The sequence below is a fragment of the Geodermatophilus sp. URMC 64 genome (assembly GCF_053502555.1).
Genome location: NZ_CP199955.1, coordinates 1,222,269 through 1,249,018 on the forward strand (window position 1 = coordinate 1,222,269; position 26,750 = coordinate 1,249,018).

The window sequence follows — 26,750 nt, forward strand, 5'->3', positions numbered from 1 at the left end:
GGGCCGACTCTAGGAGAAGGACCCCGCTGCCCCCGGCCCCGTCCCGAGTCTGCGAGGGATGAGGAGGACGGGGTCCTTCAACTCGCGGCGGGACCCTGCAGCGGGCCACCGTAGGGTGGACCGGTGGAGTGCTTCCAGGTGTCCGGCGGCACCGCCCTGCGCGGGCGGGTGCGCGTCACGGGTGCCAAGAACAGCGCCCTGAAGCTCATGGCCGCCGCGCTGCTGGCCCCGGGGCGCACGGCCCTGGACGAGGTCCCCGACATCCTCGATGTCGAGATCATGAGCGAGGTGCTGCGCCGGCTCGGGTGCGGCGTCGCCTACGAGCGCACGCCCGGCAGCGGCGGGGGCGGCCGGGTGACCATCGACGTCCCCGAGGACCCGTCGACCGAGACCGACTACGACCTGGTGCGGCGCATGCGCGCCTCGATCAGCGTGCTCGGCCCGCTGGTCGCCCGCTGCGGCAGCGCCCGGGTGGCGCTGCCCGGCGGCGACGCCATCGGCTCGCGCGGGCTGGACATGCACATCTCCGGCCTGGAGAAGCTCGGCGCGACGATCACCAGCGAGCACGGCTTCCTCGTCGCGAGCGCGCCGACGCTCAAGGGCACCTCGATCTGGCTGGACTTCCCGTCCGTCGGCGCGACGGAGAACCTGGTCATGGCCGCCGTCCTGGCCGAGGGGACGACGGTCATCGACAACGCCGCCCGCGAGCCCGAGATCGTCGACCTGTGCGCGATGCTGGCGCTGATGGGGGCCAAGGTCGACGGCGCCGGCACCTCCACGATCACGGTGGAGGGCGTCTCGGCGCTGACCCCGGTCACGTACACGACCGTCCCCGACCGGATCGTGGCCGGCACGTGGGCGATCGGCGCGGTGATGACCCGGGGCGACGTCGTCATCGAGCGCGCGGTGGCCGACCACCTCACGGTCGCGCTGGACAAGCTGCACACCGCCGGCGCGCACGTGGAGCCGCTGCCGGACGGCATCCGGGTGGCGATGGACGAGCGGCCCCGCGGGGTGGACGTCGTCACGCTGCCCTACCCGGGCTTCCCGACCGACCTGCAGCCGATGGCCGTGGCGCTGGCCGCCGTCTCGACGGGCACCGCCCTGATCACGGAGAACGTGTTCGAGGGCCGGTTCATGTTCGTCAACGAACTGGTCCGGCTCGGGGCGTCGGTGCGCATCGACGGGCACCACGCCGTCGTCCGCGGCCGGGAGCGGCTCTCCAGCGCCCCGGTCGTGGCCACCGACATCCGGGCCGGCGCGGGGCTGGTGCTGGCCGGCCTTGTCTCCGACGGGGTGACCGAGGTGCAGGAGGTGCACCACGTCGACCGCGGCTATCCGGCCTTCGTCGAGCAGCTGCGCGGCCTGGGGGCGCAGGTCGAGCGGGTGCAGCGGGAGTTCTGACTAGTCCGGCGCGGCGAACGACGCGGCCAGCGCCCGGGCCCGGTCGGCGTCCTCGGGGAAGACCAGCACGTCGGCGCGATGGGCCGTGGGGAAGCGGATCGTCGAGCGGATGCCGGCGTCGGAGAGCACGGCCCGCAGCGCCAGCGCCGACTCGCGGCGGGAGAGCGTCGCGATCCGGGTGAGCAGCCCGTCGTCGGTGTCGCTGGGCGGGGCCGCCGACGAGCCGGTGCCGAAGGCCCAGCGCATGAACAGCCCGATGAGCAGCAGGACGACGATCGCGATCACCGGACCGACCGCGTAGTGCAGGCTGCCCGCCTGGATCGGCACCGGACACCTCCTACGTCGGCGTTCCTCCTGCCGAGTGTGCCACCCGTCACGATGCCGGGGCCCAGCAGGCTACCGGTGGGTAACCGCCTTAGACTCCGGCGGCATGCCGTTCCCTTCAACGCCGAAGGACCGTGACCGGCCCTGGGTGATGCGCACCTACGCCGGCCACTCCTCGCCCGCGGAGTCCAACGCGCTGTACCGGCGCAACCTGGCCAAGGGCCAGACCGGGCTGTCGGTGGCCTTCGACCTGCCGACGCAGACCGGCTACGACCCCGACGACGAGCTCGCGGCCGGTGAGGTCGGCAAGGTCGGCGTGCCGATCACCTCCCTCGCCGACATGCGGGCGCTGTTCGACGGCATCCCGCTGGCCGAGATGAACACGTCGATGACCATCAACGCCACGGCGATGTGGCTGCTGGCGCTCTACCAGGTGGTCGCCGAGGAGCAGGGGTGCGACGTGGCGGCGCTGGCCGGGACGACGCAGAACGACATCATCAAGGAGTACCTGTCGCGCGGGACCTACGTCTTCCCGCCCGGGCCGTCGATGCGGCTGATCACCGACATGGTCGCCTACACGGTCACGGCGCTGCCGAAGTGGAACCCGATCAACATCTGCAGCTACCACCTGCAGGAGGCCGGGGCGACGCCGGTGCAGGAGATCGCCTACGCGCTCTCCACCGCGATCGCCGTCCTGGACTCGGTGCGCGACTCCGGCCAGGTGCCCCAGGAGCGCTTCGGCGACGTCGTCGCCCGCATCTCCTTCTTCGTCAACGCGGGCGTCCGCTTCGTCGAGGAGATGTGCAAGATGCGGGCGTTCACCCAGCTCTGGGACGAGCTGACGAAGGAGCGCTACGGCGTCGAGGACCCCAGGCACCGGCGGTTCCGCTACGGCGTGCAGGTCAACTCGCTGGGGCTGACGGAGGCCCAGCCGGAGAACAACGTCCAGCGGATCGTGCTGGAGATGCTCGCGGTCACGCTGTCGAAGGACGCCCGCGCCCGCGCCGTGCAGCTGCCCGCGTGGAACGAGGCGCTCGGCCTGCCCCGGCCGTGGGACCAGCAGTGGTCGCTGCGGCTGCAGCAGGTGCTGGCCTACGAGACCGACCTGCTCGAGTACGACGACCTGTTCACCGGCTCGGTGGTGGTCGAGAAGAAGGTGGCCGAGCTGGTCGAGGGCGCCCGCGCGGAGATCGCCCGGGTGCAGGAGCTGGGCGGCGCGGTCGCCGCGGTCGAGAACGGCTACATGAAGGGCCGGCTGGTCGCGTCGCTGGCCGAGCGCCGGCGGCGCATGGAGAGCGGCGAGGACGTCGTCGTCGGCGTCAACAAGTTCGAGACGACCGAGCCCAACCCGCTGCTGGCCGACCTGGACACCGCGATCCAGACCGTCGACCCCGCGGTGGAGGCCGCGGCCTGCGAGTCGGTGAAGCGCTGGCGCGACGAGCGTGACCCGGAGCCGGTGCGGCGGGCGCTGGACCGGCTGCGGGAGGTCGCCGGCACGTCCGAGAACCTCATGGAGGCGACCCTGGAGTGCGCCCGCGCGGGCGTGACGACGGGGGAGTGGGCCGGCGTGCTGCGCGAGGTGTTCGGCGAGTACCGGGCGCCCACCGGGGTGAGCGCGGCGACCGGCGGCGGCGAGGCCGACGAGTCGCTCGCGCACGTCCGGGAGCGGGTGCGGGCGACCGCGGAGGAGCTCGGCGGCCGGCTGCGCTTCCTGGTCGGCAAGCCGGGCCTGGACGGGCACTCCAACGGTGCCGAGCAGATCGCCGTCCGCGCGCGCGACGCGGGGTTCGAGGTGATCTACCAGGGCATCCGGCTCACCCCGGCGCAGATCGTCTCGGCCGCGGTCGAGGAGGACGTGCACGTCGTCGGGCTGTCGGTGCTGTCCGGCTCGCACCTGCAGGTGGTCCCGGCCGTGCTGCGCGGGCTCAAGGAGGCCGGCCTGGACGACGTCCCGGTGGTGGTCGGCGGGATCGTGCCGGAGAGCGACGCGCGCCGGCTGCGGGAACAAGGGGTCGCACGGGTGTTCACGCCGAAGGACTTCGGGCTCACCCAGATCATGGGCGAGGTCCTCGACGTGATCCGCGGGGCGCAGTCCCTCGCAGTGTGACCCTGCGCTGTCAGCCTCCACCCGGCGGGCCGAGGCGGACGTCGTCCACTCCGGGCGAGTAGAGCACGCCGACCGGGTCGCCGCCCGCGGGCAGCAGTCCCGCGAGCGGGTCGCCGGCCGACTCGGTGAGCTCGGCGGCGTGCAGCCGCCAGGGCGGGTGCGCCAGCGGCACCCGGACGGTCCGGCCGGCCACGCGCGTGTGCAGGGCCCACCGGGCGGTGAGGAAGTGCTCGAGCGGCCCGGGCGTCAAAGGGTCGCCGATGCGCAGGCCGAGCCGCCGCGGCCCGGCGGCCACGGTGTACCGGTCGCCGTCGCGGCGCACGCGGGTCGCCGACCACACGTAGGGCAGGCGGGGCAGCGCCCGGGCCGCCAGCACGGGGAGCAGCCGGCCGGCGTCCATGCGCAGGAAGACGACGCCGCGGCGGCCGCGGCTGTCCACCGAGTAGAGCCGCACGTTGACCTCGTCGAACGACCCCAGGTACGGCACGGCCGGCCCGCGTGCCGGTGCGGTGCGGACGATGCGCAGCGCCACCAGGCCGGCGTAGGTGACCCCGTCGAGCACGTCGGGCTCGGTGCCCGGCGGCAGCAGCGGGGCGGCCCGCGCCGGGTCCAGCGGCCAGTGGAGGAACGCCACGTCCCGCCAGGTCTGCCGCAGCAGCACCGGCCGGACGTCGTCCGGCGGCTCGGCCCGCACCGGCTCGGCCATCAGGTCAGCCGGACGACGCCGCCCTCGGCGGCGCTGCGGCGCGCGGCGTCGAGCACCGTGGCGGTGGCGACGGCGTCGCGGCCGGTCACCGGCAGGTCGCCGTCCCCCCGGACGGCGGCGGCGAACGCCGGGTAGAAGGTGTTCCAGGCGCCCGGCACGGTCGGGACCGTCTCACCCCCGTCGCCGCGCGAGAACCGCCCCCAGCGTGCCTCCGGCTCCGCGCCCCAGTCCCTGCCCTCGGTGGCCGGCGTGCGGCCGGCGATCAGCGCCGCCTCCTGGGAGTCCATCGGGCCGCCGACGACGTAGGCCCCCTCGGTGCCGGTGACCCGGAAGCGGTCGCCCGGCGCCCCCTGGCTCCAGCTGCCCCACAGGTGCGAGCGCGCACCGTTCTCGTGGGTGAGCGCGACGAAGACGTCGTCGTCCTGTCCGTGCGCGTTCACCCGCCACTCGGCGTAGACCGCGGCGACCGGACCGAGCAGCACCAGCGCCTGGTCGACCAGGTGGCTGCCGAAGTCGCGCAGCGTGCCGCCACCGGACGGCGGCGGGCCGGGCTCGGGGTCGAACCGCTCGAACCGGGACTCGAAGCGGGTGATCGTGCCCAGCCGGCCGCCGTCGGCCAGCATGCGGACGGTGAGGAAGTCGGAGTCCCAGCGCCGGTTCTGGTACGGCGCCAGCGGCAGCCCGAGCCGCTCGGCCCGCTCGACCGAGCCGCGGGCGGCCTCGGCGTCGAGGGCGAACGGCTTGTCGCACACCACCGCGAGGCCCAGGTCGAGCGCGGCGTCGGTGAGCGCGGTGTGAGTGTCGGCGGGCGTGGAGATGGCCACCGCCTCCGCACCCGCCGCCTTCAGCTCCTCGAGCGAGCCGAACACCGCGGTGTCCGGGTGCTCGGTGTGCACCTGCTCCCGCCGCTCCGGGGACGTCGTCACGACCCCGAGGAACGCGCACTCGGGGGCGGCCGCCAGCAGCGGGGCGTGGAAGTACCGGCCGCCGAAGCCGTACCCCACCAGGCCGAACCGGACGGGTTCCATGGCGCTCCTCCCTCGGGCAGTCGAGCGATCATGGCCTGTGGACGTTGCCCGTGTCGCCGCCGGGTGGTGGAGTCGCTCCATGAGCGAGGACGGCGCACCGCGGATCGAGCGCGACGGCGACACGGTCTGCATCACGATGACCCGGGGGGCGCGGCGCAACGCGCTGGCCCGGGACCACCTGCAGCAGCTGCTGGCCGCCTTCACCGAGGCCGGCGGCTCGGACGCGACGGGCATCGTGCTGGCCGGCGAGGGGCCGGTGTTCAGCGCGGGCCACGACTTCCGCGACGTCAAGGACAAGCCGGTGACCGAGGTGCGCAGCCTCCTGGCGCTGTGCACCGAACTGATGCAGACCATCCAGGACGTGCCCCAGGTGGTCGTCGCGCGGGTGCACGCCCTCGCGACGGCGGCCGGGTGCCAGCTGGTGGCCTCCTGCGACCTCGCGGTCGCCGCCGAGTCGGCGGGGTTCGCCGCGCCCGGCGGCAAGGGCGGCTGGTTCTGCCACACCCCGATGGTCGCCATCGCCCGCAACGTCGGCCGCAAGCGCGCGATGGAGCTGGCGCTGACCGGCGACGTCATCGACGCCCGGACGGCGCTGGACTGGGGGCTGGTCAACCGGGTGGTGCCCGACGACGAGCTGGACAAGGCGGTCCGCGACCTGCTGGACCGGGCCACCCGCGGCTCGCGGGCGAGCAAGGCCTGGGGCAAGCAGACGATGTACGCCCAGCTCGACCGGACGGAGCGGGACGCCTACGCCATCGCCGTCGAGGTCATGGCCGCGGCCAGCCAGCTCCCGGGCGCCCGGGAGGGCATGGCGTCGTTCCTGGAGAAGCGCGCGCCGGTCTGGCCGGACTAGCGTGGCCGGGCCGGCAGCCGACCGGCCGTTCATGCCGGGCTACGGCATCCTGCCCGCCGACCAGGGGAGCGGCCTGCTGCCCTGGTCGGAGGCCGAGCGGCGGCTGACCGCGTCGCACGACTACTGGTGCGCCACCGTGTGCCCGGACGGCCGCCCGCACGTCATGCCGGTCTGGGGCGTGTGGCACGGCGCGCGGCTGTGGTTCTCCAGCGGGCTGCGCTCCCGCAAGGCCCGCAACCTCGCCGCAGACCCGCGCTGCACCCTCACCACCGACGACGCCCGCGACCCGGTGGTGCTCGAGGGTGAGGCGGAGCGGGTGATCGACGCGGCGCTGATCGCCCGGTTCGTCGCCGCGGTCAACGCCAAGTACGACGCGGGCATCACGGTCGAGTTCCAGGACCCCGCGGTGAACGGCACGTTCGCCGTCCGCCCGGTGCGGGCCTTCGCCCTCTCCGGCGCCGACTTCCCCGGCAGCCCGACCCGCTGGACGTTCGCTGCCGAGTGAGCCTCCGCACACCGGGGATGGTTGCGCGCCGGGACGGCATTGAGCCTTCCGTGCAGAACCTGTGGGGGCTCACCCGCCGGCGTGCGCTCGACTTCGGCCGGGTGACGACCGCCGGCTGTTGACGCCGCGCGTCGTCCCTCCTCCTCCCGAAGCATCTCCTGCGAAAGGCTCCACCTCTCGTGCTCGCACGTCTCCGCCGCGTCCCGTTCGCGGCGCAGGTCCTCCTCGCCCTCGTCGTCGGCGTCGCCCTCGGGCTGGTCGCCCGCGGCATCGGCCCCGTCGCCGACGGCTCGCCCAACTGGCTGACCAGCACCCTGGACACCGTCGGCCACATCTTCGTCGCGCTGCTGCGCGTCGTGGTGGTGCCGCTGATCGTCACCGCGGTGATCGTCAGCATCGCCAACCTCAAGCAGGTGTCCAACGCGGCGCGGCTCGCGGTGCGCACGCTGCTGTGGTTCGCCGTCACCGCGCTGATCGCCGTGTCCATCGGCATCGGCCTCGGCCTGCTGACCCAGCCGGGCCACAACAGCTCCGTCGACGCGTCCTCGGCCCAGGCGGTCGACACGACCGGCTCGTGGTGGGACTTCCTCACCGGTCTGGTGCCCGGCAACATCCTCGGTCTGCAGGCCGCCGCGAACGACGACGGCTCGATCGGGCTGTCCTTCAACGTGCTGCAGCTGATCGTTCTCGCCGTGGCGATCGGCGTCGCCGCGCTCAAGGTCGGCGAGGCCGCCGAGCCGTTCCTGCGGCTCACCCGCTCGGTGCTCGCGATCGTGCAGAAGGTGCTGTGGTGGGTCATCCTGCTCGCGCCGATCGGCACGGTCGGCCTGATCGGCAACGCCGTCGCCAGCTACGGCTGGGAGTCCCTCGGCTCGCTCGGCGTCTTCGCGGGCTCCGTCTACGCGGGTCTGGCCCTCGTCCTCTTCGTCGTCTACCCGGTGCTGCTCCGTGCGCACGGCCTCTCGCCGCGGCGGTTCTTCGCCGGTGCGTGGCCGGCCATCCAGCTGGCCTTCGTCTCGCGCTCGTCGATCGGCACCCTGCCGGTAACCGAGCGGGTCACCGAGCAGAACCTGGGCGTGCCCCGCTCGTACGCGTCCTTCGCCGTGCCGCTGGGCGCGACGACCAAGATGGACGGCTGCGCGGCGATCTACCCCGCCCTGGCGGCGATCTTCGTGGCCCAGTTCTTCGGTGTGGACCTCTCGATCACCGACTACCTGCTGATCGTCTTGGTCTCGGTCGTGGGGTCCGCGGCCACGGCCGGCGTCACGGGCGCGGTGGTCATGCTGACCCTCACCCTGTCCACGCTGGGGCTGCCGCTCGCGGGTGTCGGCCTGCTGCTGGCCATCGACCCGATCCTGGACATGGGCCGGACCGCGGTGAACGTCGCCGGTCAGGCGCTGGTGCCGACGATCGTGGCCAAGCGCGAGGGCATCCTCGACCTCGAGCGCTACGAGTCGACGTCCACGATCGACACGCTCGCACCGGTCGAGGAGCGCGGTGGCGTCGACGCCGGCCTGCGCTCCCCGGAGCCGGCGGCCGCGTGATTGATTGCAGCCGACGGGCCCGGCCTCCCCGCACGGGGGGCCGGGCCCGTCGTCGTCCTCAGCCCTGCTGCAGGTCGGCGCAGCCGGTCTCGTGGGGCAGGAGCGGCCGGAACAGCACCGACCAGCGGGCGCCGTCGGCCGTGACCCACGGGGTGAGCGCGTTCGCCTGCGCCGCCGCGTCCAGCACCGCGGCGGCCTGCTCGCCGGTCGCGACAACGCAGGAGAGGCCGAGAGGTCCCGCGAGCGGCTCGCCGGGCAGCGCCGGGCCGGGCCAGGCGGTGTCCGGCTGGGGCAGCTCCGGCTCCGCCGCGTACGGGGTGGCCAGCGCGGCCACGGCCTCGGGCGCGTAGGACTCGGACGCGCCGGCGGTCAGGCCGGTGAGCTCGTCGAGGAACCCCCGCAGCTCGGCGCGCGCGGCGGTCTGCTCCGCCGTGAGGCCGGTGCCGTCGTCCGCGGCCTCCGCCAGCGCGTAGACCTCCCGGACGATCGTCTCCAGGCCGGTCGAGACGGTGAAGCGGGTGGACGGCGCGTCCGCCAGCGGGGGCGTGCCCAGGTCGCCGGTGTCGCCCACGCCGGCGTCGAGCGAACGGTCGACGAGGCCCTGCACCGCGGCGCGGTCGATGCGCGCCACCTGCAGGTTGGGCAGCGCCGGGCCGGGATGGATGGCGGGCACGGGACCCTCGCTGATCACCCGGCCGTCGCCGTACACGGAGACCAGCGGCAGCCGGCCGGTCAGCAGCTGCGGGGTGACGAAGCCGCCGGTCCAGGCCACCTGCAGGACCAGGTCGTCGGGCGCGTAGGGGTAGGGGCCGGCCGGGGTGCCGCCGTCGTCGTCCCCGCTGCCGCGCCCGCAGGCGGCCAGCACGAGCAGCAGGACCAGGGCAGCGGCGGACCGGGCCACGCGGAGCGTCACGGCCCTTCGACGATCGCGTGCCCGTCGCGGTTCCGGACCGGCGGCGAGGTAGCGTCGGGCCCCGTGCGCCTGGTCATCGCCCGCTGCTCCGTCGACTACATCGGCCGGCTCACCGCCCATCTGCCGATGGCCACCCGGCTGCTGCTGGTGAAGGCCGACGGCTCGGTGTCGATCCACGCCGACGACCGCGCCTACAAGCCGCTGAACTGGATGAGCCCGCCCTGCAGGCTCGAGGACGAGCTGGTCGACGGCGCGGGCACCTGGACGGTCACCAACAAGGCCGGCGAGCAGCTGATCATCACGGTCGAGTCGGTCGAGCACGACTCCTCCCACGAGCTCGGCGTCGACCCCGGCCTGCAAAAGGACGGCGTCGAGGCCGAGCTGCAGCGGCTGCTGGCCCTGCACGTGGAGACCTTCGGGCCGGGGTGGTCGCTGGTCCGCCGCGAATACCCGACCGCGATCGGCCCGGTCGACCTGCTCTGCCGCGACGCCAGCGGGACCACGGTCGCCGTCGAGGTGAAGCGCCGCGGCGAGATCGACGGCGTCGAGCAGCTGACCCGCTACCTGGAGCTGCTCAACCGCGACCCCCTGCTCGCGCCGGTAAAGGGTGTCTTCGCCGCGCAGGAGATCAAGCCGCAGGCGCGGGTGCTGGCCACCGACCGCGGGATCGACTGCCTGACCGTCGACTACGCCGTCCTCAAGGGCACCGACGACCCCTCCGCGCGCTTGTTCTGATCGCTGCCGACCGCCTGCCCCGCCGCGCGGGGCACCGCGGTCGCCGGCTCCAGCCACCCCACGAGGGCGGCCAGGTCCATCCGCAGGATCTGCACGGCGAACTCCGGCGTCACGGTGGCCACGACGTCGCGGTCGCTGTGGATGTCGCCGTTCGCGCTGTCGGCCCCCTCGATGGTGAGGACGGCGGGGATCCCGGCGTCGAGGAACGGCACGTGGTCGCTGGCGAACGGGTTCAGCGAGGTCTCCACGGCCAGCGACGTGACGCTCGCCGCCGCCGTCGCCAGCTGGTTGATCAGCACCGACGAGCGGGGGGCGCCCTCGAGCAGCACGGTCGGCGCCTCGGTGTTCAGCCGGCCGACCATGTCCAGGTTCAGCACCGCGCGGATCCGGGCCCGCTCGTCGTCCGCCAGCGAGTCGACGTACTGCTGGCTGCCGAACAGCCCCTCCTCCTCGCCACCGAACAGGATGACGCGCAGGTCGTGCCGCCAGGCCTCCCCGGCCAGTGCCGCCGCCATCTGGAGCACCCCGGCCGAGCCGCTGCCGTTGTCGTCGGCGCCCGGCGCGGGGGCCGACGGCCCGCCGGCGATGTTGATGGAGTCCAGGTGTGCGGTGAGCAGGACGACCCCGCGGTCGCCCACGCCCTCACCCGGCCGGTCGCCGATCACGTTGCGGCTCGTGCCGGAGCCCACCGTGATGGCGGGCTGGGTCACGTCGAAGCCGAGCCCGGCCAGGCGGTCGGCCACCCAGGAGGCGGCGGCCCGGAAGCCCTCGCTGAGCGAGTGCCGCGTGCCGAACCCGACCAGGTGCGTCAGGTCGGCCAGGAACTCGTCCGCGGAGAGCGTCACCAGCAGCCCCGCGGTCAGCGGATCCACCACGCGGGCGCTCGGGCGGGCCCGCTGGAGCACCAGGCCGTCCGCCGGCAGGACGTCCATCCGCCAGTCCCGCATCGCCAGCGTCTCCCCGGGGGGACCCGGCTGCCAGGTGTCCGCGGACGGCGCCTCGACCACGATGTGCCGGCCGTGGTCGAACAGGACCGGCACGTCCGGGTGCTCGGCCTGGAACGACCGGCCCACCTGGGTCACCAGCACCGGGCGGGCGGCCCGGCCGGAGGCGGCCGGCCGCCACTCGAAGACCCGGTCACCGAAGCGCCAGGACTCCGTCTCGCTCATGTCGCGCTCTCCTTGCGCAGCTCGAGGCGGTCGGCGTCGACGTGGACGACCTCGAGCACCTCGGAGCCCTCGTCGGTGGAGACCTCCAGCCGCCCGGACGGCGCCGGCCGCCACTGCCCCGGCACCGGCCGACGCGCGTCGCCACGGCCCACCGCCCAGCGGGTGAAGCTGCCGTCCTCGGCGAACTCGATCCCGTCCCTGCCGCGGGCGCGGGGGAACTGGTAGCCGGCGGGTCGGTAGACGGCCACGTCCCCGTGGTCCTCCTCGAAGGAGTGCATCCAGCGGCCGGAGACGGCGGCCGGGGCCGGTGGTTGGGACATCTGCCCTCCTCGGCGTTCAGGGACACAGAACGTTCAGGGACACAGCATGCGGTGGCGGGAGCTGTGCGCCCCCGCCACCGCGGAGGTGATCAGGTCCGCGCCGGGACCGGGGTGTCGTCGGACGCGGCGGCCGGGACGTCCTCCGCCGCGCCCGCCGGGACGGCTGCACGGAACGAGGAGATGATCCCGCCCAGGCTCTCGTAGCCGGTGAGCGACGGTCCCCAGGCGCGGCCGTCCCACCATTTGTGGTACAGCGCGCTGTCGGTGCCGGTGACGAAGACGTCGAGCCGGTTGGGGCCCCAGGCGGTCACCCGCGGCTCACCGATGATGACCCCGCCCTGGTACTCGTAGTCCGTGAGCGACGGTCCCCAGGCGCGGCCGTCCCACCACTTGTGGTACAGCGCGCTGTCGGTGCCGGTGACGAAGACGTCGAGCCGGTTGGGGGCCCACGAGGCGACGGCCGGCGCGCTGGTGCAGATGCCGCCCATGTACTCGTAGCCGGTGACCGACGGTCCCCAGGCACGGCCGTCCCACCACTTGTGGTACAGCGCGCTGTCGGTGCCGGTGACGAACAGGTCCAGCCGGTTCGGGCCCCAGGAGACCACCGTCGGCGGGCTGGTGCAGACGCCGCCCAGCGATTCCCAGCCGGTGATCGACGGTCCCCAGCGGCCGTCGTACCACTTGTGCCAGACGGCGCCGTCGGTGCCGAGGACGAACAGGTCGAGCCGCCCGTTGCCCCACGACACGACCGTCGGTGGGCTCAGGCAGACGCCGCCCAGGCTCTCGTAGCCGGTGATCGACGGTCCCCAGGACCGGCCGTCCCACCACTTGTGGTAGACCGCCCGGTCGGTGCCGAGCACGAAGAGGTCGAGCCGGTTCGGAGCCCAGCTCGCCACCCGGGGCGGGCTCATGCACACCCCGCCCATGTACTCGTAGTCGGTGAGCGACGGCCGCCACGCCCGGCCGTCCCACCACTTGTGGTAGACCGCCCGGTCGGTTCCGAGGACGAAGGCGTCCAGCCGCCGCGGCCCCCAGGTCGCGACCTCGGGTGAGCTCTGGCAGACGCCGCCCATGCGCTCGTAGCCGGTGAGCGACGGTCCCCAGCCGCGGTCGAACCACTTGTGGTACATCGCGCGGTCGGTCCCGAGGACGAAGACGTCCAGCCGCCCGCTGGCCCACGAGGCGACCGGCCCGGCGGGGCTCGGTCGTCCTCCGGCCCGGGACACGTCCTGCCCCAGCGAGGACCGGATGCCGTCGAGGCAGGCCTCCATGCGGGCCGCCTGGCCGTGGGTGAACATCACCATGCCGCGGTCGTCGGTGTAGTCCATGTAGTCGTAGAAGAGGTCGCCGTTCGGCCCGTTGTCGCAGGTGATGTGCGGGAACGTCGGCACGCCCATGTTGGCGCCGGCCTGGTTCGGCGTGTCGTCGACCTCGTCGGTGCCACCGCAGCCGGTGCCGTCGTCACCCCAGATGTGGAACAGGTTGAAGTAGTGGCCGATCTCGTGCGTCGTGGTGCGGCCGAGGTCGAACGGGGGCGCGGCCGTGCCCGTCGTCCCGAACCCGGTGTGGGTGATGACCACGCCGTCGGTCTCGGCCGGGCCGCCCGGGAACTGCGCGTAGCCGAGCAGCCCGTCGCTGTCGAGCTGGCAGACCCAGATGTTGAGGTAGCGGTCCGCGGGCCAGGCGTCCTCGCCGCCGGTGGAGCTGCGCTTGACCGCGTCGTCGTCGGTGAACGCCGTCACCGAGGTCTGGGTGCGGGTGATGCCCGTCGTCGGGTTGCCGTCAGGGTCGGTCGTCGCGAGGAAGAACTCCATGCGGCTGTCGGCGATCAGGCTCGAGAACGCCGGCGGGACGATCGACACGTCGGGGTTCGTGGCCCGGAAGTCCCGGTTGAGGACGTCGATCTGGCTGGTGATCTGCTCGTCGGAGATGTTCTGCTCGTCGGTGTTCCAGACCACGTGGACGACGACCGGGATGTGCACGACACCCGGGAACCGTTCCTCGCCCCGGGCCCGAGCGGCGAGGAGCGCGCGGGTCCGGTTCTCGATCCGGGACCGCGCTGTGCGGTACTCCTCCGAGCTGTTGAGCAGCCGCCGGTGGACCTCCGACGTGCCGCAGCGGCGGCGGCGCGGCGTCTCCTCCTGGCCGCCCATCCGGCCGCCCATGGCGCTGCCTCCGGACGTCGCACCCCGGTCCATCGCGTTGCCCGGCATGCCGCTGCTCGATGCGGAACCCATGCTGCTCTCGGCCATCTCGATGTTCCCCCTCCGGTCGGTCACGGACGTCCAGGGTCCGCCGCGGGCGGGGGCGAGGGCATCGGGCAAACTACCTAGACCGTCCAGTTCCCCGGACCGATAGCGGCTCAGCCCAGGACGCCCAGCCGGTGCGCCGTGGCCGCCGCCGCGGTGCGGCTCCGCGCGCCGAGCTTGCTGAGGATGCTCGAGACGTGGACGCTCGCGGTCTTCTCGCTGATCATCAACCCGGCCGCGATCTGACGGTTGCTCGCCCCGGAGGCCACCAGCGACAGCACCTCGCGCTCCCGGGGGGTGAGCCTCGAGGTGGCCGGGTGCCGGAGGCGCTCGGCGAGGTCCAGCCGGGTGCGGGGCGGCGCGGCGCCGTCCTCGGCCGTGCCGAGCGCGACGACGGCGGCGCCCAGGGTTCGCAGCGCCAGGTCCTCCTGCTCCGCCGCCCCGGTGCGTCGGGCGGTGGCGACCGCCGTCAGGGCCTGCAGGCGCGCCTCCCGGTAGCGGCCGGCGGCCGCGAGCACGCGCGCGCGGCCGGCCTGCACCGCCGCCGTGAGCTCGGCCTCCGGCAGCTCCGGCAGCAGGAGCTGGGCGGTCTCGTACGTCGCGAGCGCCTCCTCGACCCGGCCGGCGTCGGCGAGGTGGCGGGCGAGCTGCTCCACCAGCCGGCACCGGGTCTCGACGTCCGGCGTCCCGGCCGCGGCCTCCCGCAGCAGTGCCGCCGCGCGGTGCGGACGGCCGGCGCGGGCGCACGCCAGCGCGGCATCGCGCACCAGCGCCGGCCGGTCGAGGCCCGGGAGCGGGACGGCGGTGCCGAGCCGTTCCCAGAGCGCCAGGGCCCACTCGAGGTGCGCGCTGCTCTCCCAGGGGCTGGACCGGCGGAGCGCCTCCCGTCCGGCCGACGCGGAGGCGGCGATCGCCGCGGCCGCGGGCGATCGGCGCGCCGGCGAGGCCGCGAGGAGGGCCAGGGCCGCGGCGGGATTCCCCTCGGAGCGCCGGCGCACCACCTCCGCCGAGTCCGGGTCGACCGGCCCGCCGGCCGCGCCGGCGAGCAGGGCCCCGAGGTCGGCCCGGCCCAGCGGCGGCAGCTCGACCTCGACCACCCGTCCGGACCGCGCGAGCCGGACGAGCCAGGGGCCGAGGCCCGCCGCGTCGTCGGTGCCGCAGCGCCGCCGGGTGACCACCAGCAGCGTGCTCGTCGCCCGCAGGTGGCAGGCCAGGAAGCCGAGCAGGTCGAGCGTGCACCGGTCGGCCAGGTGCACGTCGTCCAGTGCCAGGACGACGGGGCGGGAGCGGCCGAGGTCGGTCAGGGCCGCGGTGACCAGCGAGAACAGCCGGCGCGGGGACCCGGGCGCCGGCGGTGTGCACAGCTGCGCCACCGGGGAACCGGCCAGGGCCCGCCGCACCGGCGCGAGGGGGGACCGGGGCCCGGCCTCCGGCGGGCAGGCCCCCGAGAGGACGAGCGTGTCCCCCGGCAGGCCGGCGAGGAACTCGCGGAGGAGCCGGCTGCGGCCGCTCCCCGGCTCGCCGCTGACGGCCACGGTCCCGGGGACGGCGGCCCGTGCCGCCGCGTAGCGGGCCCGCAGCACGGCGAGCTCCCGGTCGCGGCCGACGAGGGGCGGGTTCAGGGCGTCCTCGGCCACGCGCAGAGGCTAGGGGCGGTGCCTGACCCCCGGGACCGGGCCGATCACGGGCACCGGGCTCGCGGCGGGCCGGTCGCGGTGGGTGATCACGAGCCGACCCAGCGGACCGGGTCGCCCGCCCGGTTACCGGCGGGTAGCCCGCGCGGGACGACGATGGCGGCGGGTGAGACACTTCCCGCGATCCGGACCGCAGGAGGGTTGGCAGCGTGGCCAGAGAACTGACCGAGGTCGGCGTCGTCGGGCTGGGCACCATGGGTGCCGGCATCACCGAGGTGCTCGCCCGCGCGGGCCTGTCGGTGACCGCCGTCGAGGTGAACGACGAGGCGCTGGCCCGCGGCCGCGCGCACCTCGAGCACTCCACCGACCGGGCGCTCAAGCGGGGCAAGCTCGACCAGGCCGAGCGCGACGCGATGTTCGACCGGATCCGGTTCACCACCGCGCTCGAGGATCTCGCCCAGGCCGAGCTGGTCATCGAGGCCGTGCCGGAGCGCATGGAGCTCAAGACCGAGATCTTCTCGGCGCTGGACAAGATCTGCCCGCCGGACACCATCCTCGCGACCAACACCTCGAGCCTGTCGGTCACCGAGCTGTCGGTGGCCACCGGCCGGCCGAGCAAGGTCATCGGGATGCACTTCTTCAACCCGGCGCCGGTCATGAAGCTGGTCGAGGTCGTGCGGACGGTCGTCACCGATCCGGCGGTCATCGAGGACGTCGAGGCGCTGGCCGAGCGGCTGGGCAAGGTCGACGTGACCATCGGCGACAAGGCCGGCTTCATCGCCAACGCGCTGCTGTTCGGCTATCTCAACCACGCCGTCTCGATGTACGAGAACCGCTACGCCAGCCGCGAGGACATCGACGCGGCCATGCGGCTGGGCTGCGGGCTGCCCATGGGCCCGCTGGCGCTGATGGACCTCATCGGCATCGACACCGCCTACGAGATCCTCGACACGATGTACAAGCAGTCGCGCAACCGGCTGCACGCGCCCAGCCCGATCATCAAGCAGATGATGACCGCGGGGCTGCTGGGCCGGAAGTCCGGCCGCGGCTTCTACACCTACGCCGAGCGGGACTCCGCCCAGGTGGTGCCCGACGCGCTCACCCCCGCCGAGGGCGGCGCCGTGGAGGGCGCCCGGCCCGTGTCGACGGTCGGCGTCGTCGGCTCCGGGACCATGGCCACCGGGATCCTTGAGGTCGTCGCCAAGGGCGGCTACGACGTCACCTTCGTGGCGCGCAGTGCCGACAAGGTCGAGGCGGTGCAGACGGTGCTGGCCAGGTCGCTCGACAAGCAGGTCGTGCGCGGCCGGCTGGAGGAGTCGGCCCGCGACGAGGTCCTCGGCCGGATCACCGGGACGACGTCCCTCGACGACCTGGCCGACGTCGACCTGGTGATCGAGGCGGTCGTCGAGAACCTCGCGGTCAAGCAGGCGCTGTTCGCCAACCTGGGCGAGATCTGCAAGCCCGGCGCGGTCCTGGCGACCACCACGTCGAGCCTGCCGGTCATCGAGTGCGCCAAGGCCAGCGAGCGGCCGGCCGACGTCGTCGGCCTGCACTTCTTCAACCCGGCGCCGGTCATGAAGCTGGTCGAGGTGGTCTCCACCATCGCCACCGCGCCGGACGTCGCCGCCACCGCGCACGCGGTCTGCCGGCAGCTGGGCAAGCACGCGGTGTCCTGCACCGACCGGGCCGGGTTCATCGTCAACGCGCTGCTGTTCCCGTACCTCAACGACGCCGTGAAGATGCTCGAGGCGCACTATGCGACCGCCGACGACATCGACGCGGCGATGAAGGTCGGCTGCGGCTACCCGATGGGCCCCTTCGAACTGCTGGACGTCGTCGGGCTCGACGTCTCCCTGGCCATCGAACGGGAGCTCTACACCGAGTTCCGCGAGCCCGGCTTCGCCCCGGCACCGCTGCTGGAGCACCTGGTCACCGCCGGCTACCTCGGCCGCAAGACCGGCCGCGGCTTCCGGGACTACGCGAGCCGCTGAGCTCGGTGCCGCGGCGCAGGAGGAGCGGCCCGCCGGCGCGCCGCCCGGCGGCGCCGCGGTCCGAGACGGTCGAGGAAGGGCCGGACGGCGACTGGGTTGTCCGGTCGCTGACCGGCTCGGCGTCCACCAAGCCCTACCGCTGCCCGGGCTGCGACCAGGAGATCCGGCCGGCGACCCCGCACGTCGTCGCGTGGCCGGCCTACGCCCGCGACTCCGACCTCGATCCGTGGGACACCGACTCGGCGTCCGACCAGCGCCGGCACTGGCACACCGCCTGCTGGCGCGCCCGGAGTCGGCGCCGCTAACCGAGGCGGGCCCAGACCACGACGTTGTCGAGGTAGCTGCGACGCACCCGGTCGAAGGCGCCGCCGCAGGTGATCAGCCGGAGCTCGGCGTCCGGCGTCGGGCCGTAGACCTCGGCGGTCGGGAACGCCGTCTTGGGATAGCGCGCGACCCGGGTGACGGTGAACCGCGCCGTCGTCCCGTCGGCCCGTTGCACCCGCACCTCGTCGCCGGGCGCCAGCTCCGCCAGCCGGAAGAAGACCCCCGGGCCGCGGGAGGAGTCGACGTGCCCCGCCAGCACCGCCGGGCCGGCGTCGCCGGGGACCGGGCCGGCCGCGAACCAGCCGGCCTGCGCGGGATCGCCGGGAGGCACGAGCGCGCCCGCGGCGTCGACCCCGAGCGGCGGCAGCGGGCTGTCGACGCCGAGCGCCGGTACCTGCACGCGCAGCGGCGCCTCCGAGGAAGGGGCCGGCAGGAGGGAGGCCAGGAGGGACCGCAGGAACCCCGGGACCGCGCCGCCGGCCGGCACGCCGCCCACGGGGACGACGTCGGCCACGCCCGCCGCGTCCCGCACCGGCCGCACCTCGAGCCCGCCGCCGTCGCGGTCCAGCACCAGCAGGCTGTAGACCGAGCCCGCGTCCAGCGTCACGGGGACCGTCGCCGTGGGGCCGCCGTCCGGGGCGATGTGCAGCGTGGTCCGTCCGGCCGGGACGTCGACGTAGCCGCCGGCGGCCCCGAACGCCAGATCCGGGGCGAGCGGTGCCCCGGGTGCGTCGACGTCCACGCGGGGGGCGCCGGCCGCCGCGGCGATCACCCGGACGCGCGCCGATCCGGGCGCCGGCGCGGCGAGGTCGTCGTCGAGGACGGCCAGGGCCAGGTCGGCGAAGGAGCCCACCGCGGCGACGGTCCGCGCGGAGCCCGGGCGGACGTCGACGGTGGTGGAGAGCACCGGCGGGCCGGCCGGGTCGGCACCGGCGGCGCGCAGGCTGACCGCGTACGTGCCTACCGGGACCTCCCGGTAGCCGGAGACCGCGCCGTAGCCGAGCCCGGGCTCGGTCGTGCTCCCGCCCGGACCGGCGACAGCGGTGACGGCGACGTCGACGGCGGGGGAGTCGGGCGACAGGTGCGCCACCCGCAGCCGCCCGGTCTCCGCTGCCCCGGCCGGCGCGATCGGCAGCAGCAGCGCGACGGCCCCGGTGGTCAGCAGCAGGAGAAGGCCCCGCTGCAGGGGCCCGCCGCGAGCCTGCGAGCGGCGGGGGGCAGCGGGGTCCTTTCTCAGCGGCGGCTCTGGGCGGGCGGGGAGTCGATGACCTGGGTGGGCGGGCCCTGCACGGGGCTGCCGCCGCCGGAGCCGCCACCGGACGGGGCGGGCGACGGCGACGGGCGCGGCGGCACGGGCATCCGGGCGCCGCTGGTCGCCGGCTCGGGCCGCCGCTCGGCCGGGCCGGTGGGCTGGTCCGCGGTGACGGCCGGCTGGACGGCGGTGGGCGGCCCGGACGGGCGTGCCGCCGGGCTCTCCTGCCGGACCGGCTGCCGGGCGGCCGCGGACTCGCCCTCCGCCGTGCGGACGGTGAGCTGGTTGGTCTGCGGGCCGGCGGTCTGCGGGCGACGTTCCTCGGCCGCGGGCCGCTCGGTGCTGCCCTGAGGGCGGTCGCCGAGGTCGGGCAGCGAGCTGAGCAGCTGGCGGGCCTGCAGCAGCCGGGAGGTGAGCTCGTCGCGGACCTCGCGGATCGCCGCCGCCTTGGCCTCGGCCTCGGCGACGATCTGGGCGGCGTGCTGCTCGGCGGTGGCGACGCGCTGGCGGGCGGCCTGGGTCGAGACGCGCTCGCGCTCCTCGTCCTGGCGGGCGGCCTCCGCCCGCTTGGCGCGGATCGCGATCTCGAAGTCCTCCTCGGCCTTGGCGCGGCGGGCCTGGGACTCGGCGTCGAGCCGGGCCACCCGCTCCTGGGCCTTCTGCACCAGCTCGTCGGCGCGGATCTGCGCCTTGCTGGCGATCTGCTCGGCGTTCTGGCGGGCCTCGGCGATCATCCGCTCGACCTCCGCCTGGCCGGCCGCGTGCCGCTCGTGCATGGCACGCTCCTCGGCCGCGGTCTGCTCGCGGACGGCCTGGGCCTCCTGCTCGGCGATCCGCCGGATGTCGGCGGCCTCCTCCTCGGCCAGCCGGAGCATGTGCGAGATGCGCTCGCTCATGTTCTCGAAGGTCGGCGCCGCGGCGGTCGCGGCCTTGCGGCGCAGCGCCTCGATCTCGCCGTGCATCGCCTGGAGCTGGCCGGCCAGGTCGGCGGAGCGGGCGACCGCGGCGTCCCGGTCGGCCAGCGCGATCCGGAAGTCCGCCTCGAGGCGCTCGATGGTCTCGGCGACCTGGTTGCGGTCGTAACCCCGCAGCACCACGTCGAACGAGTGCTGAGCCTCGTGCATCGGCATCATGTCGCGGTGCGGGTCGCTCATGCCGGCCATCCTCTCAGACGATCCGCTCACGCACGGCGTGTCGGGTGGCGTGGCGGCGCGGTTCCCGGCTCATTGCCAGGAACCGCGCCGCGGCCCCGAGCTACACCCCGCGGAAGCGGTTGATCTCGGTCTCGAAGCGCGCCCGCTTCTCGCGGTCGCGGACGCCCAGACCGTCGGTGGGGGCGAGGGTGAGGACGCCGACCTTGCCCTGGTGGGCGTTGTTCTTCACGTCGCAGGCGGCCTGGCCGACGTCGTCCATGGCGTAGGTCTTCGACAGCGTGGGGTGGATGAGGCCGCGGTCGATGAGCCGGTTGGCCTCCCACGCCTCGCGGTAGTTGGCGAAGTGCGAGCCGATGATCCGCTTGAGGTTCATCCAGAGGTAGCGGTTGTCGTACTGGTGCAGGTACCCGCTGGTCGAGGCGCAGGTGACGATGGTGCCGCCCTTCTTGGCGACGTAGACGCTCGCGCCGAAGGTCTCCCGGCCGGGGTGCTCGAAGACGATGTCGACGTCGTCGCCGCCGGTCAGCTCGCGGATCCGCTTGCCCAGGCGCTGCCACTCCTTGGGGTCCTGGGTGTCCTCGTCCTTCCAGAACTTGTAGCCCTCGGCGTTGCGGTCGATGACCAGCTCGGCGCCCATCGCGTGGCAGATCTCGGCCTTCTCCGGGCTGGACACGACGCAGACCGGGATCGCGCCGCCGTTGAGCGCCATCTGGGTCGCGTACGACCCCAGTCCGCCGGACGCGCCCCAGATCAGGACGACGTCGCCCTGCTTCATGTTCGCGCCGTTGTGGGAGACCAGCTGCCGGTAGGCGGTGGAGTTGACCAGCCCGGGGGCGGCCGCCTCCTCCCAGGTCAGGTGGGCCGGCTTGGGCATCAGCTGGTTGGTCTTGACCAGCGCCAGCTCGGCCAGGCCGCCGAAGTTGGTCTCGAAGCCCCAGATCCGCTGCTGCGGGTCGAGCATCGTGTCGTCGTGCCCGGCGGCGTCCTCCAGCTCCACCGACAGGCAGTGCGCCACCACCTCGTCGCCCGGCTTCCACTTGCTCACGCCGGGACCGGTGCGCAGCACCACGCCGGCCAGGTCCGAGCCGACCACGTGGTAGGGCAGGTCGTGCCGCTTGGACAGGTCGTTGAGCCGGCCGTAGCGCTCGAGGAACCCGAACGTCGACACCGGCTCGAAGATCGACGTCCAGACGGTGTTGTAGTTCACCGACGACGCCATGACCGCGACGATCGCCTCACCCGGCCCCAGCTCCGGGGTCGGCACCTCCTCGACGTGCAGCGACTTGCGCGGGTCCTTGTCCTTGGTGGCCAGGCCCTCGAACATGTCCTGCTCGTCCTTGCGGACCAGCACCGCGCGGTAGGACTCGGGCACGGCCAGCCCGGCCACGGCGTCCAGCTGGTCGGCGAGGATCGCGTCCCTGATCTCGTTCACTGCGTCTCCCGGGTCTTCGTCGGCTCGGAGGCGGTGGGATGTCGACGGATGTTACCGGTCGGTAACCGGTACCGCGAGTCCGCGGTTCAGTGCGCGGTCGCGGCCGGCTGGACGAGCTCGACGAGCACCCCGCCGGCGTCCTTGGGGTGCACGAAGTTGACCCGGCTGTCGGCGGTGCCGCGCTTGGGGGCGTCGTAGAGCAGCCGCAGCCCGCGCTCCCGCAGCGTCGCGCTGACCGCCTCGACGTCGTCCACCCGGAAGGCGAGCTGCTGCAGGCCGGGACCGGAGCGGCCGATGAACTTGGCGATCGTCGACTCCGGCGTCAGCGGGGCCAGCAGCTGGATGCGGGTCTGGCCGTCACCGACGGCGAGCATCGCCTCGCGGACGCCCTGCTCCTCGTTCGTCTCCTCGTGGACCGAGCGCACGCCGAAGGTCTGCGCGTAGAAGGCGATCGCCTCGTCCAGGTCGGGGACGGCGATGCCGACGTGGTCGATCGTCGTGAACAGCTCACGGGGAAAGCTCTGCGCGTCGTCGGGCATGGCGCAGAGCATGCCGGTGCGGCTCCCCGGGCGGCGCGCCGGGGTGGCGTATATCACGTCAGCGGTCGCGGCGGGGGTCGCGGCCGGTCCGCCGTCCTATCCTGGGCGACAGCCCGACGCACCGCACGGTGCGCCCCCGAAACACAGGCCGCCAACGGCGGCGGCCCGGCACTGGAGGCCTCGCATGCCCCGATCGGTCATCGTCAGCGGCGCCCGCACCCCGATGGGGCGGCTCCTCGGCTCGCTCAAGGACTTCTCCGCCGCCGACCTCGGCGGCGTCGCGATCAAGGCCGCGCTGGAGCGCGCCGGCATCTCCGGCGACCAGGTCGACTACGTGATCATGGGCCAGGTCGTCCAGGCCGGCGCCGGCCAGAACCCGGCCCGCCCGGCCGCGGTGGCCGGCGGCATCCCCATGTCGGTGCCCTCGTTCACCCTGAACAAGGTCTGCCTGTCCGGCCTGGACGCCATCGCGCTGGCCGACCAGCTCATCCGCGCCGGCGAGTTCGAGGTCGTCGTTGCGGGCGGCATGGAGTCGATGACCAACGCCCCGCACCTGCTGCCCAACTCCCGCACCGGCACCAAGTACGGCGACACCACGCTGGTCGACTCGATGGCCCACGACGGCCTGTCGGACACCTTCGACCAGATCGCCATGGGCGCGCTGACCGAGCGGGCCAACGATCGGTACGACCTGACCCGCGAGGAGCAGGACGCCTTCGCCGCGGAGAGCCACCAGAAGGCCGCCCGCGCCCAGAAGAACGGGATCTTCGACGAGGAGATCACCCCGGTCCTGATCCCGCAGCGCAAGGGTGACCCGATCGAGTTCCGCGAGGACGAGGGCATCCGCGCCGACACGACCGTCGAGACGCTGGCCAAGCTCAAGCCCGCCTTCGCCAAGGACGGCACGATCACCGCCGGCACCGCCTCGCAGATCTCCGACGGCGCCTGCGCGGTCGTCGTCATGAGCGCGGAGAAGGCCGCCGAGCTCGGCTGCACGGTGCTCGCCGAGATCGGCGCCCACGGCGTGGTCGCCGGCCCCGACGCCACGCTGCAGAGCCAGCCGTCGCGGGCCATCGAGAAGGCCTGCGCGCGCGAGGGCATCGACCCCAAGGACCTCGACGTCGTCGAGCTCAACGAGGCGTTCGCCGCGGTCGCCATCGTCTCCACCCGCGAGCTCGGCATCGACCCGGAGAAGGTCAACCCGAACGGCGGGGCGATCGCCCTCGGCCACCCCATCGGCATGAGCGGCGCGCGGATCGTGCTGGACACCGCGCTGGAGCTGCGCCGCCGCGGCGGCGGGGTCGGCGCCGCGGCGCTGTGCGGCGGCGGTGGACAGGGCGACGCGCTGATCCTCCACGTTCCCGCCCCTCGTTGACCGAGGGGACCGCGGTCCAGACGCCGGCCCCCGGCGCCCCTGCCGGGCGTCGGAGCCGGCGGAAGGCCGACGTCCCGGATCTCGTCTCGCGCGCCCGCGAGGGCGACGCGCGGGCGGTGGCGCGGCTGATCTCCCTGGTGGAGGACGCCAGTCCCGCGCTGCGCGAGGTCGCCGCCGCGCTCGGCCCGCACACCGGGACGGCGCAGGTCCTCGGCCTGACCGGCTCTCCGGGTGTCGGCAAGTCGACGACGACGACGGCGCTGGTGCGGGCCTTCCGGCAGCAGGGCAAGCGGGTCGGCGTGCTGGCGGTCGACCCGTCGTCCCCGTTCTCGGGCGGGGCGCTGCTCGGCGACCGCGTCCGCATGCAGGACCACGCCGGGGACAGCGGGGTCTACATCCGGTCGATGGCCTCGCGCGGGCACCTCGGCGGGCTGGCGTGGGCGACCCCGCAGGCCCTGCGCGTGCTCGACGCCGCGGGCTGCGACGTGGTGCTGATCGAGACGGTCGGCGTCGGCCAGTCGGAGCTGGAGATCGCCTCGCTGGCCGACACAACGCTGGTGCTGCTGGCTCCCGGCATGGGGGACGGCATCCAGGCGGCGAAGGCCGGGATCCTCGAGGTCGCCGACATCTTCGTGGTGAACAAGGCCGACCGGGACGGCGCCGACCAGACGGTGCGCGACCTGCGCTACATGCTCTCGCTCGGGGGCCGGCACTCCGAGGCCGGTCACTGGCGCCCGCCGATCGTCAAGACCGTCGCCAGCCGGGAGACCGACAACGGCGTCGACGAGGTGCTGGCCAAGGTGGAGGCGCACCGCGAGTGGCTGGAGTCCTCCGGCGAGGCGCACCGGCGGCGCAGCGAGCGGGCCGCCCGCGAGATCGAGGCGATCGCGCTGGCCGGCCTGCGCGAGCGCATGGGCGACGTGCACGGCTCGGCGGCGCTCGGCTCGCTGGCGGACAAGGTGGTGGCGGGGCAGACCGACCCGTACTCGGCGGCCGACGAACTGCTCGCGCAGCTCTGACGGGCGGCCGCGGCTCCGCGCGGCCACGATGGATCGGTGAACGGTAAGCCGGACGCCGTCGTCGTCGGAGCGGGACCCAACGGACTGGCCGCCGCGTTGCGGCTGGCCGCGGCGGGCCTGCGGGTGCAGGTGGTGGAGGCCGGTGCCCGCCCGGGCGGCGGGATGCGCACCGAGGAGCTGATGCGCCCGGGCTACCACCACGACGTCTGCTCGATCGTGCAGCCGATGGCCGCGGCGGCGCCGTTCTTCCGCGAGTTCGACCCGGAGAGCCGCGGCGTCCGGCTGGTGCTCCCGGAGATCAACTTCGCGCACCCGCTCGACGGCGGGCGGGCGTCGCTGTCCCTGCGCTCGCTGGAGGAGACGGCGGCGGGCCTCGGTCCGGACGCGGCGGCCTACCGCAGGCTGTTCGGGCCACTGGTGGAGCGCGGCACCGACGTCGTCGACTTCTTCCTCACCAGCCGGTTGCGGGCGCTGCCCACCCGGTCCCCGCTGCAGATCGCGCAGTTCGGGCTCAACGGGTTGCCCAACGTGCGCTGGCTGGCGCACCGGTACTTCGAGACCGAGGGCGCGCAGGCGCTGCTCGCCGGCGCCGCGGCGCACGGCATGCTCGACCTGACCCAGCCGCTCACCTCGGCGCTGGGGATGCTGCTCACGATGCTGTCCCACCACGTCGGCTGGCCGCTGATCGAGGGCGGCTCGCAGAAGCTGGCCGACGCGATGGTCACCGCGCTCGAGGAGCAGGGCGGCGAGGTGGTGACCGGCCACGAGGTCACCGATCTGCGGGAGTTCGAGGGCGTCCCCGCCGTGCTGCTGGACACCACGCCGGAGGCCTTCGTGGCGATGGCCGCGGACCGGGTGAACGAGGGCTACCGCCGCTGGGTGTCGCGGTACCACCACGGCGCCGGCGTCTTCAAGATCGACTGGATCCTGTCGGACCCCGTGCCGTGGACCAACCCGGAGGTCCGGCGGGCCGGGACCATCCACCTGGCCGGCAACCTCGACGAGACGATCGCCGGGGAGCGGGCACCGAACGAGGGGCGGCTCACCGACCGGCCCTACGTGCTGGCCGTGCAGCCGACCGTGCCCGACCCCACGCGGGCGCCCGCGGGCGGGCACATCTTCTGGGCCTACGTGCACGTGCCGCACGGCTCGGACGTCGACATGACGGAGGCGATCGAGAACCAGGTGGAGCGGTTCGCGCCGGGGTTCAGGGACACCGTCGTCGAGCGGTACACCAAGACCGCCGTCGAGATGGAGAAGTGGAACCCCAGCTACCTCGGCGGGGACATCTCCAACGGGCAGGCGACGCTGCGCCAGATGCTCGCCCGCCCGGTGCCGCGGTGGAACACCTACAAGACCCCGGTGGACGGCGTGTACCTCGCGTCGGCCGCGACCCCGCCCGGCCCCGCCGTGCACGGCGCCTGCGGCGACAACGCCGCCCGGGTCGCGCTGCGCGAGGTGTTCGGCGTCCGGAAGGTCCCGCCGCTGCGCCCCGCGCTGCGCTGAAACTCGACGTGGGCAGCGCCGCCCGGATGCGCGCGAGGAGGCGCTCGGGACGACGGAGGTCGTGCTTGGTCACGAAGATCACCCGCCAGCCGGCGCCGAACAGCCGGTTCAGGCGCTCGCGGTCCTCGGGCACCTGCTGCGGTGTGCCGTGCCACGTGCCCTCGTACTCCAGCGCCAGCCGGTGCTCGGGCCACGCGAAGTCCACCCGCGCCAGGAAGAGCCCGTCCGCCCGGACCTCGTGCTGGGCGACGGGCATCGGCACGCCGCTCCGGCCGAGCAGCAAGCGCAGCCTCGTCTCCTGCGGCGACCCGGCCAGGCCGTCCGCGAGGGCGAGGACGCGGCGGACGTAGCGGCAGTCGCGCCCGGTCGCCGTCGCCGCGGCTGCGCGGACGTCCTCCAGGGGCGTCCTCGACGTGACCAGGAAGGCGTCGACCGCGATGACCGCGTCGTCGAGCGGGCGGATCGTGGCCAGATCCAGCGCCGTGCGCACCCGACCGGTCACGCGGGTGCCCCGACGGCGGACGACGTCGGAATCGGCGAGGCGCCGACGGCGCAGGCGTACGCCGGGCACCGTGCCGCCGCGGAATCCAGGCGGCAGCGTGACGTGGACGTCGTCGCCGGGCTCCGCGAGCGGGACGTCCCACAGCACGGCGGCGCTGCGCCCGCT

23 protein-coding genes are annotated in these 26,750 nt (G+C 74.2%); 11 read left to right on the plus strand and 12 right to left on the minus strand.

The window, feature by feature from the left end; all coding sequences use genetic code 11:
• The first annotated feature begins 123 nt into the window (after window positions 1-123).
• Window positions 124-1,404, plus strand: a complete 1,281-nt coding sequence (gene murA / locus ACWIYF_RS06125) for a UDP-N-acetylglucosamine 1-carboxyvinyltransferase (RefSeq protein WP_448627228.1) — start codon at window positions 124-126, stop codon at window positions 1,402-1,404.
• Here murA and ACWIYF_RS06130 read toward each other — a convergent pair whose 3' ends face one another.
• Window positions 1,405-1,731, minus strand: a complete 327-nt coding sequence (locus ACWIYF_RS06130; RefSeq protein ID WP_448627229.1) for a hypothetical protein — start codon at window positions 1,729-1,731, stop codon at window positions 1,405-1,407.
• 103 nt (window positions 1,732-1,834) lie between these two features.
• Here ACWIYF_RS06130 and ACWIYF_RS06135 point away from each other — a divergent pair, with 103 nt between their 5' ends.
• Complete coding sequence (locus tag ACWIYF_RS06135) at window positions 1,835-3,835, plus strand: protein meaA (RefSeq protein ID WP_448627230.1); 2,001 nt, start codon at window positions 1,835-1,837, stop codon at window positions 3,833-3,835.
• A 10-nt stretch (window positions 3,836-3,845) separates the two neighbouring features.
• Here the strand turns inward: ACWIYF_RS06135 and ACWIYF_RS06140 are convergent, their stop codons facing one another.
• Both ACWIYF_RS06140 and ACWIYF_RS06145 read right to left on the minus strand, forming a co-directional pair.
• Window positions 3,846-4,541 carry a YqjF family protein gene (locus ACWIYF_RS06140; protein WP_448627231.1) on the minus strand — a complete coding sequence of 232 codons (696 nt, stop codon included), beginning with the start codon at window positions 4,539-4,541 and terminating at the stop codon, window positions 3,846-3,848.
• Window positions 4,541-5,569 carry a Gfo/Idh/MocA family protein gene (locus ACWIYF_RS06145; RefSeq protein WP_448627232.1) on the minus strand — a complete coding sequence of 343 codons (1,029 nt, stop codon included), beginning with the start codon at window positions 5,567-5,569 and terminating at the stop codon, window positions 4,541-4,543. The genes ACWIYF_RS06140 and ACWIYF_RS06145 overlap by 1 nt, the downstream gene beginning before the upstream one ends.
• A 79-nt stretch (window positions 5,570-5,648) precedes the next feature.
• Between ACWIYF_RS06145 and ACWIYF_RS06150 the strand changes: the two genes are divergently transcribed.
• From ACWIYF_RS06150 to ACWIYF_RS06160, 3 genes are all read left to right on the plus strand, one after another.
• Window positions 5,649-6,422, plus strand: a complete 774-nt coding sequence (locus tag ACWIYF_RS06150) for an enoyl-CoA hydratase-related protein (protein ID WP_448627233.1) — start codon at window positions 5,649-5,651, stop codon at window positions 6,420-6,422.
• A gap of 1 nt (window position 6,423) precedes the next feature.
• Window positions 6,424-6,927, plus strand: a complete 504-nt coding sequence (locus ACWIYF_RS06155; RefSeq protein WP_448627234.1) for a pyridoxamine 5'-phosphate oxidase family protein — start codon at window positions 6,424-6,426, stop codon at window positions 6,925-6,927.
• Between the two features lie 179 nt (window positions 6,928-7,106).
• Complete coding sequence (locus tag ACWIYF_RS06160; RefSeq protein ID WP_448627235.1) at window positions 7,107-8,471, plus strand: dicarboxylate/amino acid:cation symporter; 1,365 nt, start codon at window positions 7,107-7,109, stop codon at window positions 8,469-8,471.
• 58 nt (window positions 8,472-8,529) lie between these two features.
• On the opposite strand, the gene ACWIYF_RS06165 is transcribed toward ACWIYF_RS06160, so the two are convergent.
• A complete protein-coding gene (locus ACWIYF_RS06165) occupies window positions 8,530-9,384 on the minus strand; it encodes a hypothetical protein (protein WP_448627236.1) in 855 nt (284 codons plus the stop codon).
• Window positions 9,385-9,447: 63 nt separating this feature from the next.
• On the opposite strand from ACWIYF_RS06165, the gene nucS reads away from it, so the two are divergent.
• Window positions 9,448-10,119, plus strand: a complete 672-nt coding sequence (gene nucS / locus ACWIYF_RS06170; RefSeq protein ID WP_448627237.1) for an endonuclease NucS — start codon at window positions 9,448-9,450, stop codon at window positions 10,117-10,119.
• On the opposite strand, the gene ACWIYF_RS06175 is transcribed toward nucS, so the two are convergent.
• The 4 genes from ACWIYF_RS06175 to ACWIYF_RS06190 form a co-directional block, all read right to left on the minus strand.
• On the minus strand, window positions 10,071-11,288 hold the full coding sequence (locus tag ACWIYF_RS06175) for a M28 family metallopeptidase (protein WP_448627238.1): 1,218 nt from the start codon (window positions 11,286-11,288) through the stop codon (window positions 10,071-10,073). The two genes, nucS and ACWIYF_RS06175, sit on opposite strands and share 49 nt — an antisense overlap.
• Window positions 11,285-11,608 (minus strand): hypothetical protein, encoded by a 324-nt coding sequence (locus ACWIYF_RS06180; protein WP_448627239.1) that lies wholly within the window; start codon window positions 11,606-11,608, stop codon window positions 11,285-11,287. Before ACWIYF_RS06180 ends, ACWIYF_RS06175 begins: the two co-directional genes overlap by 4 nt.
• 89 nt (window positions 11,609-11,697) lie before the next feature.
• Window positions 11,698-13,887 (minus strand): M43 family zinc metalloprotease, encoded by a 2,190-nt coding sequence (locus ACWIYF_RS06185; protein WP_448627240.1) that lies wholly within the window; start codon window positions 13,885-13,887, stop codon window positions 11,698-11,700.
• A gap of 83 nt (window positions 13,888-13,970) precedes the next feature.
• Window positions 13,971-15,494, minus strand: a complete 1,524-nt coding sequence (locus ACWIYF_RS06190; RefSeq protein WP_448627241.1) for a tetratricopeptide repeat protein — start codon at window positions 15,492-15,494, stop codon at window positions 13,971-13,973.
• A 206-nt stretch (window positions 15,495-15,700) separates the two neighbouring features.
• On the opposite strand from ACWIYF_RS06190, the gene ACWIYF_RS06195 reads away from it, so the two are divergent.
• Window positions 15,701-17,482, plus strand: coding sequence for a 3-hydroxyacyl-CoA dehydrogenase family protein (locus ACWIYF_RS06195; RefSeq protein WP_448627242.1), 1,782 nt, complete (start codon window positions 15,701-15,703; stop codon window positions 17,480-17,482).
• A 5-nt stretch (window positions 17,483-17,487) separates the two neighbouring features.
• On the plus strand, window positions 17,488-17,787 hold the full coding sequence (locus tag ACWIYF_RS06200; RefSeq protein WP_448627243.1) for a hypothetical protein: 300 nt from the start codon (window positions 17,488-17,490) through the stop codon (window positions 17,785-17,787).
• Here ACWIYF_RS06200 and ACWIYF_RS06205 read toward each other — a convergent pair.
• The 4 genes from ACWIYF_RS06205 to mce all read right to left on the minus strand — a co-directional run bounded on the left by ACWIYF_RS06205 (window position 17,784) and on the right by mce (window position 22,183).
• On the minus strand, window positions 17,784-18,896 hold the full coding sequence (locus ACWIYF_RS06205) for a class F sortase (protein ID WP_448627244.1): 1,113 nt from the start codon (window positions 18,894-18,896) through the stop codon (window positions 17,784-17,786). The genes ACWIYF_RS06200 and ACWIYF_RS06205 overlap by 4 nt on opposite strands.
• Window positions 18,897-19,039: 143 nt before the next feature.
• Window positions 19,040-20,212 carry a hypothetical protein gene (locus ACWIYF_RS06210; protein ID WP_448627245.1) on the minus strand — a complete coding sequence of 391 codons (1,173 nt, stop codon included), beginning with the start codon at window positions 20,210-20,212 and terminating at the stop codon, window positions 19,040-19,042.
• A gap of 100 nt (window positions 20,213-20,312) precedes the next feature.
• The gene (gene ccrA, locus ACWIYF_RS06215; RefSeq protein ID WP_448627246.1) at window positions 20,313-21,644 is read right to left on the minus strand and encodes a crotonyl-CoA carboxylase/reductase; all 1,332 of its coding nucleotides are present in this window, start codon (window positions 21,642-21,644) and stop codon (window positions 20,313-20,315) included.
• 86 nt (window positions 21,645-21,730) lie between these two features.
• Entirely contained in the window at window positions 21,731-22,183 is a 453-nt protein-coding gene (gene mce / locus ACWIYF_RS06220; protein WP_448627247.1) for a methylmalonyl-CoA epimerase, read from the minus strand.
• Between the two features lie 184 nt (window positions 22,184-22,367).
• Here mce and ACWIYF_RS06225 point away from each other — a divergent pair, with 184 nt between their 5' ends.
• Genes ACWIYF_RS06225 through ACWIYF_RS06235 form a run of 3 tightly spaced genes read left to right on the plus strand, consistent with a single transcriptional unit; the run spans window position 22,368 to window position 26,083 of the window.
• Window positions 22,368-23,558 carry an acetyl-CoA C-acetyltransferase gene (locus ACWIYF_RS06225; protein WP_448627248.1) on the plus strand — a complete coding sequence of 397 codons (1,191 nt, stop codon included), beginning with the start codon at window positions 22,368-22,370 and terminating at the stop codon, window positions 23,556-23,558.
• Window positions 23,555-24,577, plus strand: a complete 1,023-nt coding sequence (meaB, locus tag ACWIYF_RS06230) for a methylmalonyl Co-A mutase-associated GTPase MeaB (protein ID WP_448627249.1) — start codon at window positions 23,555-23,557, stop codon at window positions 24,575-24,577. The genes ACWIYF_RS06225 and meaB overlap by 4 nt, the downstream gene beginning before the upstream one ends.
• A 36-nt stretch (window positions 24,578-24,613) precedes the next feature.
• On the plus strand, window positions 24,614-26,083 hold the full coding sequence (locus ACWIYF_RS06235) for a phytoene desaturase family protein (protein ID WP_448627250.1): 1,470 nt from the start codon (window positions 24,614-24,616) through the stop codon (window positions 26,081-26,083).
• Window positions 26,084-26,750 lie beyond the last annotated feature (667 nt).

Excerpts from the sequence above, each read along its gene's own strand:
- ACWIYF_RS06180 (WP_448627239.1), bottom strand. The coding sequence starts at position 11,608 with ATGTCCCAACCACCGGCCCCGGCCGCCGTCTCCGGCCGCTGGATGCAC.
- ACWIYF_RS06150 (WP_448627233.1), top strand. The coding sequence starts at position 5,649 with ATGAGCGAGGACGGCGCACCGCGGATCGAGCGCGACGGCGACACGGTC.
- ACWIYF_RS06145 (WP_448627232.1), bottom strand. The coding sequence starts at position 5,569 with ATGGAACCCGTCCGGTTCGGCCTGGTGGGGTACGGCTTCGGCGGCCGG.
- ACWIYF_RS06140 (WP_448627231.1), bottom strand. The coding sequence starts at position 4,541 with ATGGCCGAGCCGGTGCGGGCCGAGCCGCCGGACGACGTCCGGCCGGTG.
- ACWIYF_RS06210 (WP_448627245.1), bottom strand. The coding sequence starts at position 20,212 with ATGAGCGACCCGCACCGCGACATGATGCCGATGCACGAGGCTCAGCAC.
- ACWIYF_RS06135 (WP_448627230.1), top strand. The coding sequence starts at position 1,835 with ATGCCGTTCCCTTCAACGCCGAAGGACCGTGACCGGCCCTGGGTGATG.
- ACWIYF_RS06175 (WP_448627238.1), bottom strand. The coding sequence starts at position 11,288 with ATGAGCGAGACGGAGTCCTGGCGCTTCGGTGACCGGGTCTTCGAGTGG.
- ACWIYF_RS06225 (WP_448627248.1), top strand. The coding sequence starts at position 22,368 with ATGCCCCGATCGGTCATCGTCAGCGGCGCCCGCACCCCGATGGGGCGG.
- mce (WP_448627247.1), bottom strand. The coding sequence starts at position 22,183 with ATGCCCGACGACGCGCAGAGCTTTCCCCGTGAGCTGTTCACGACGATC.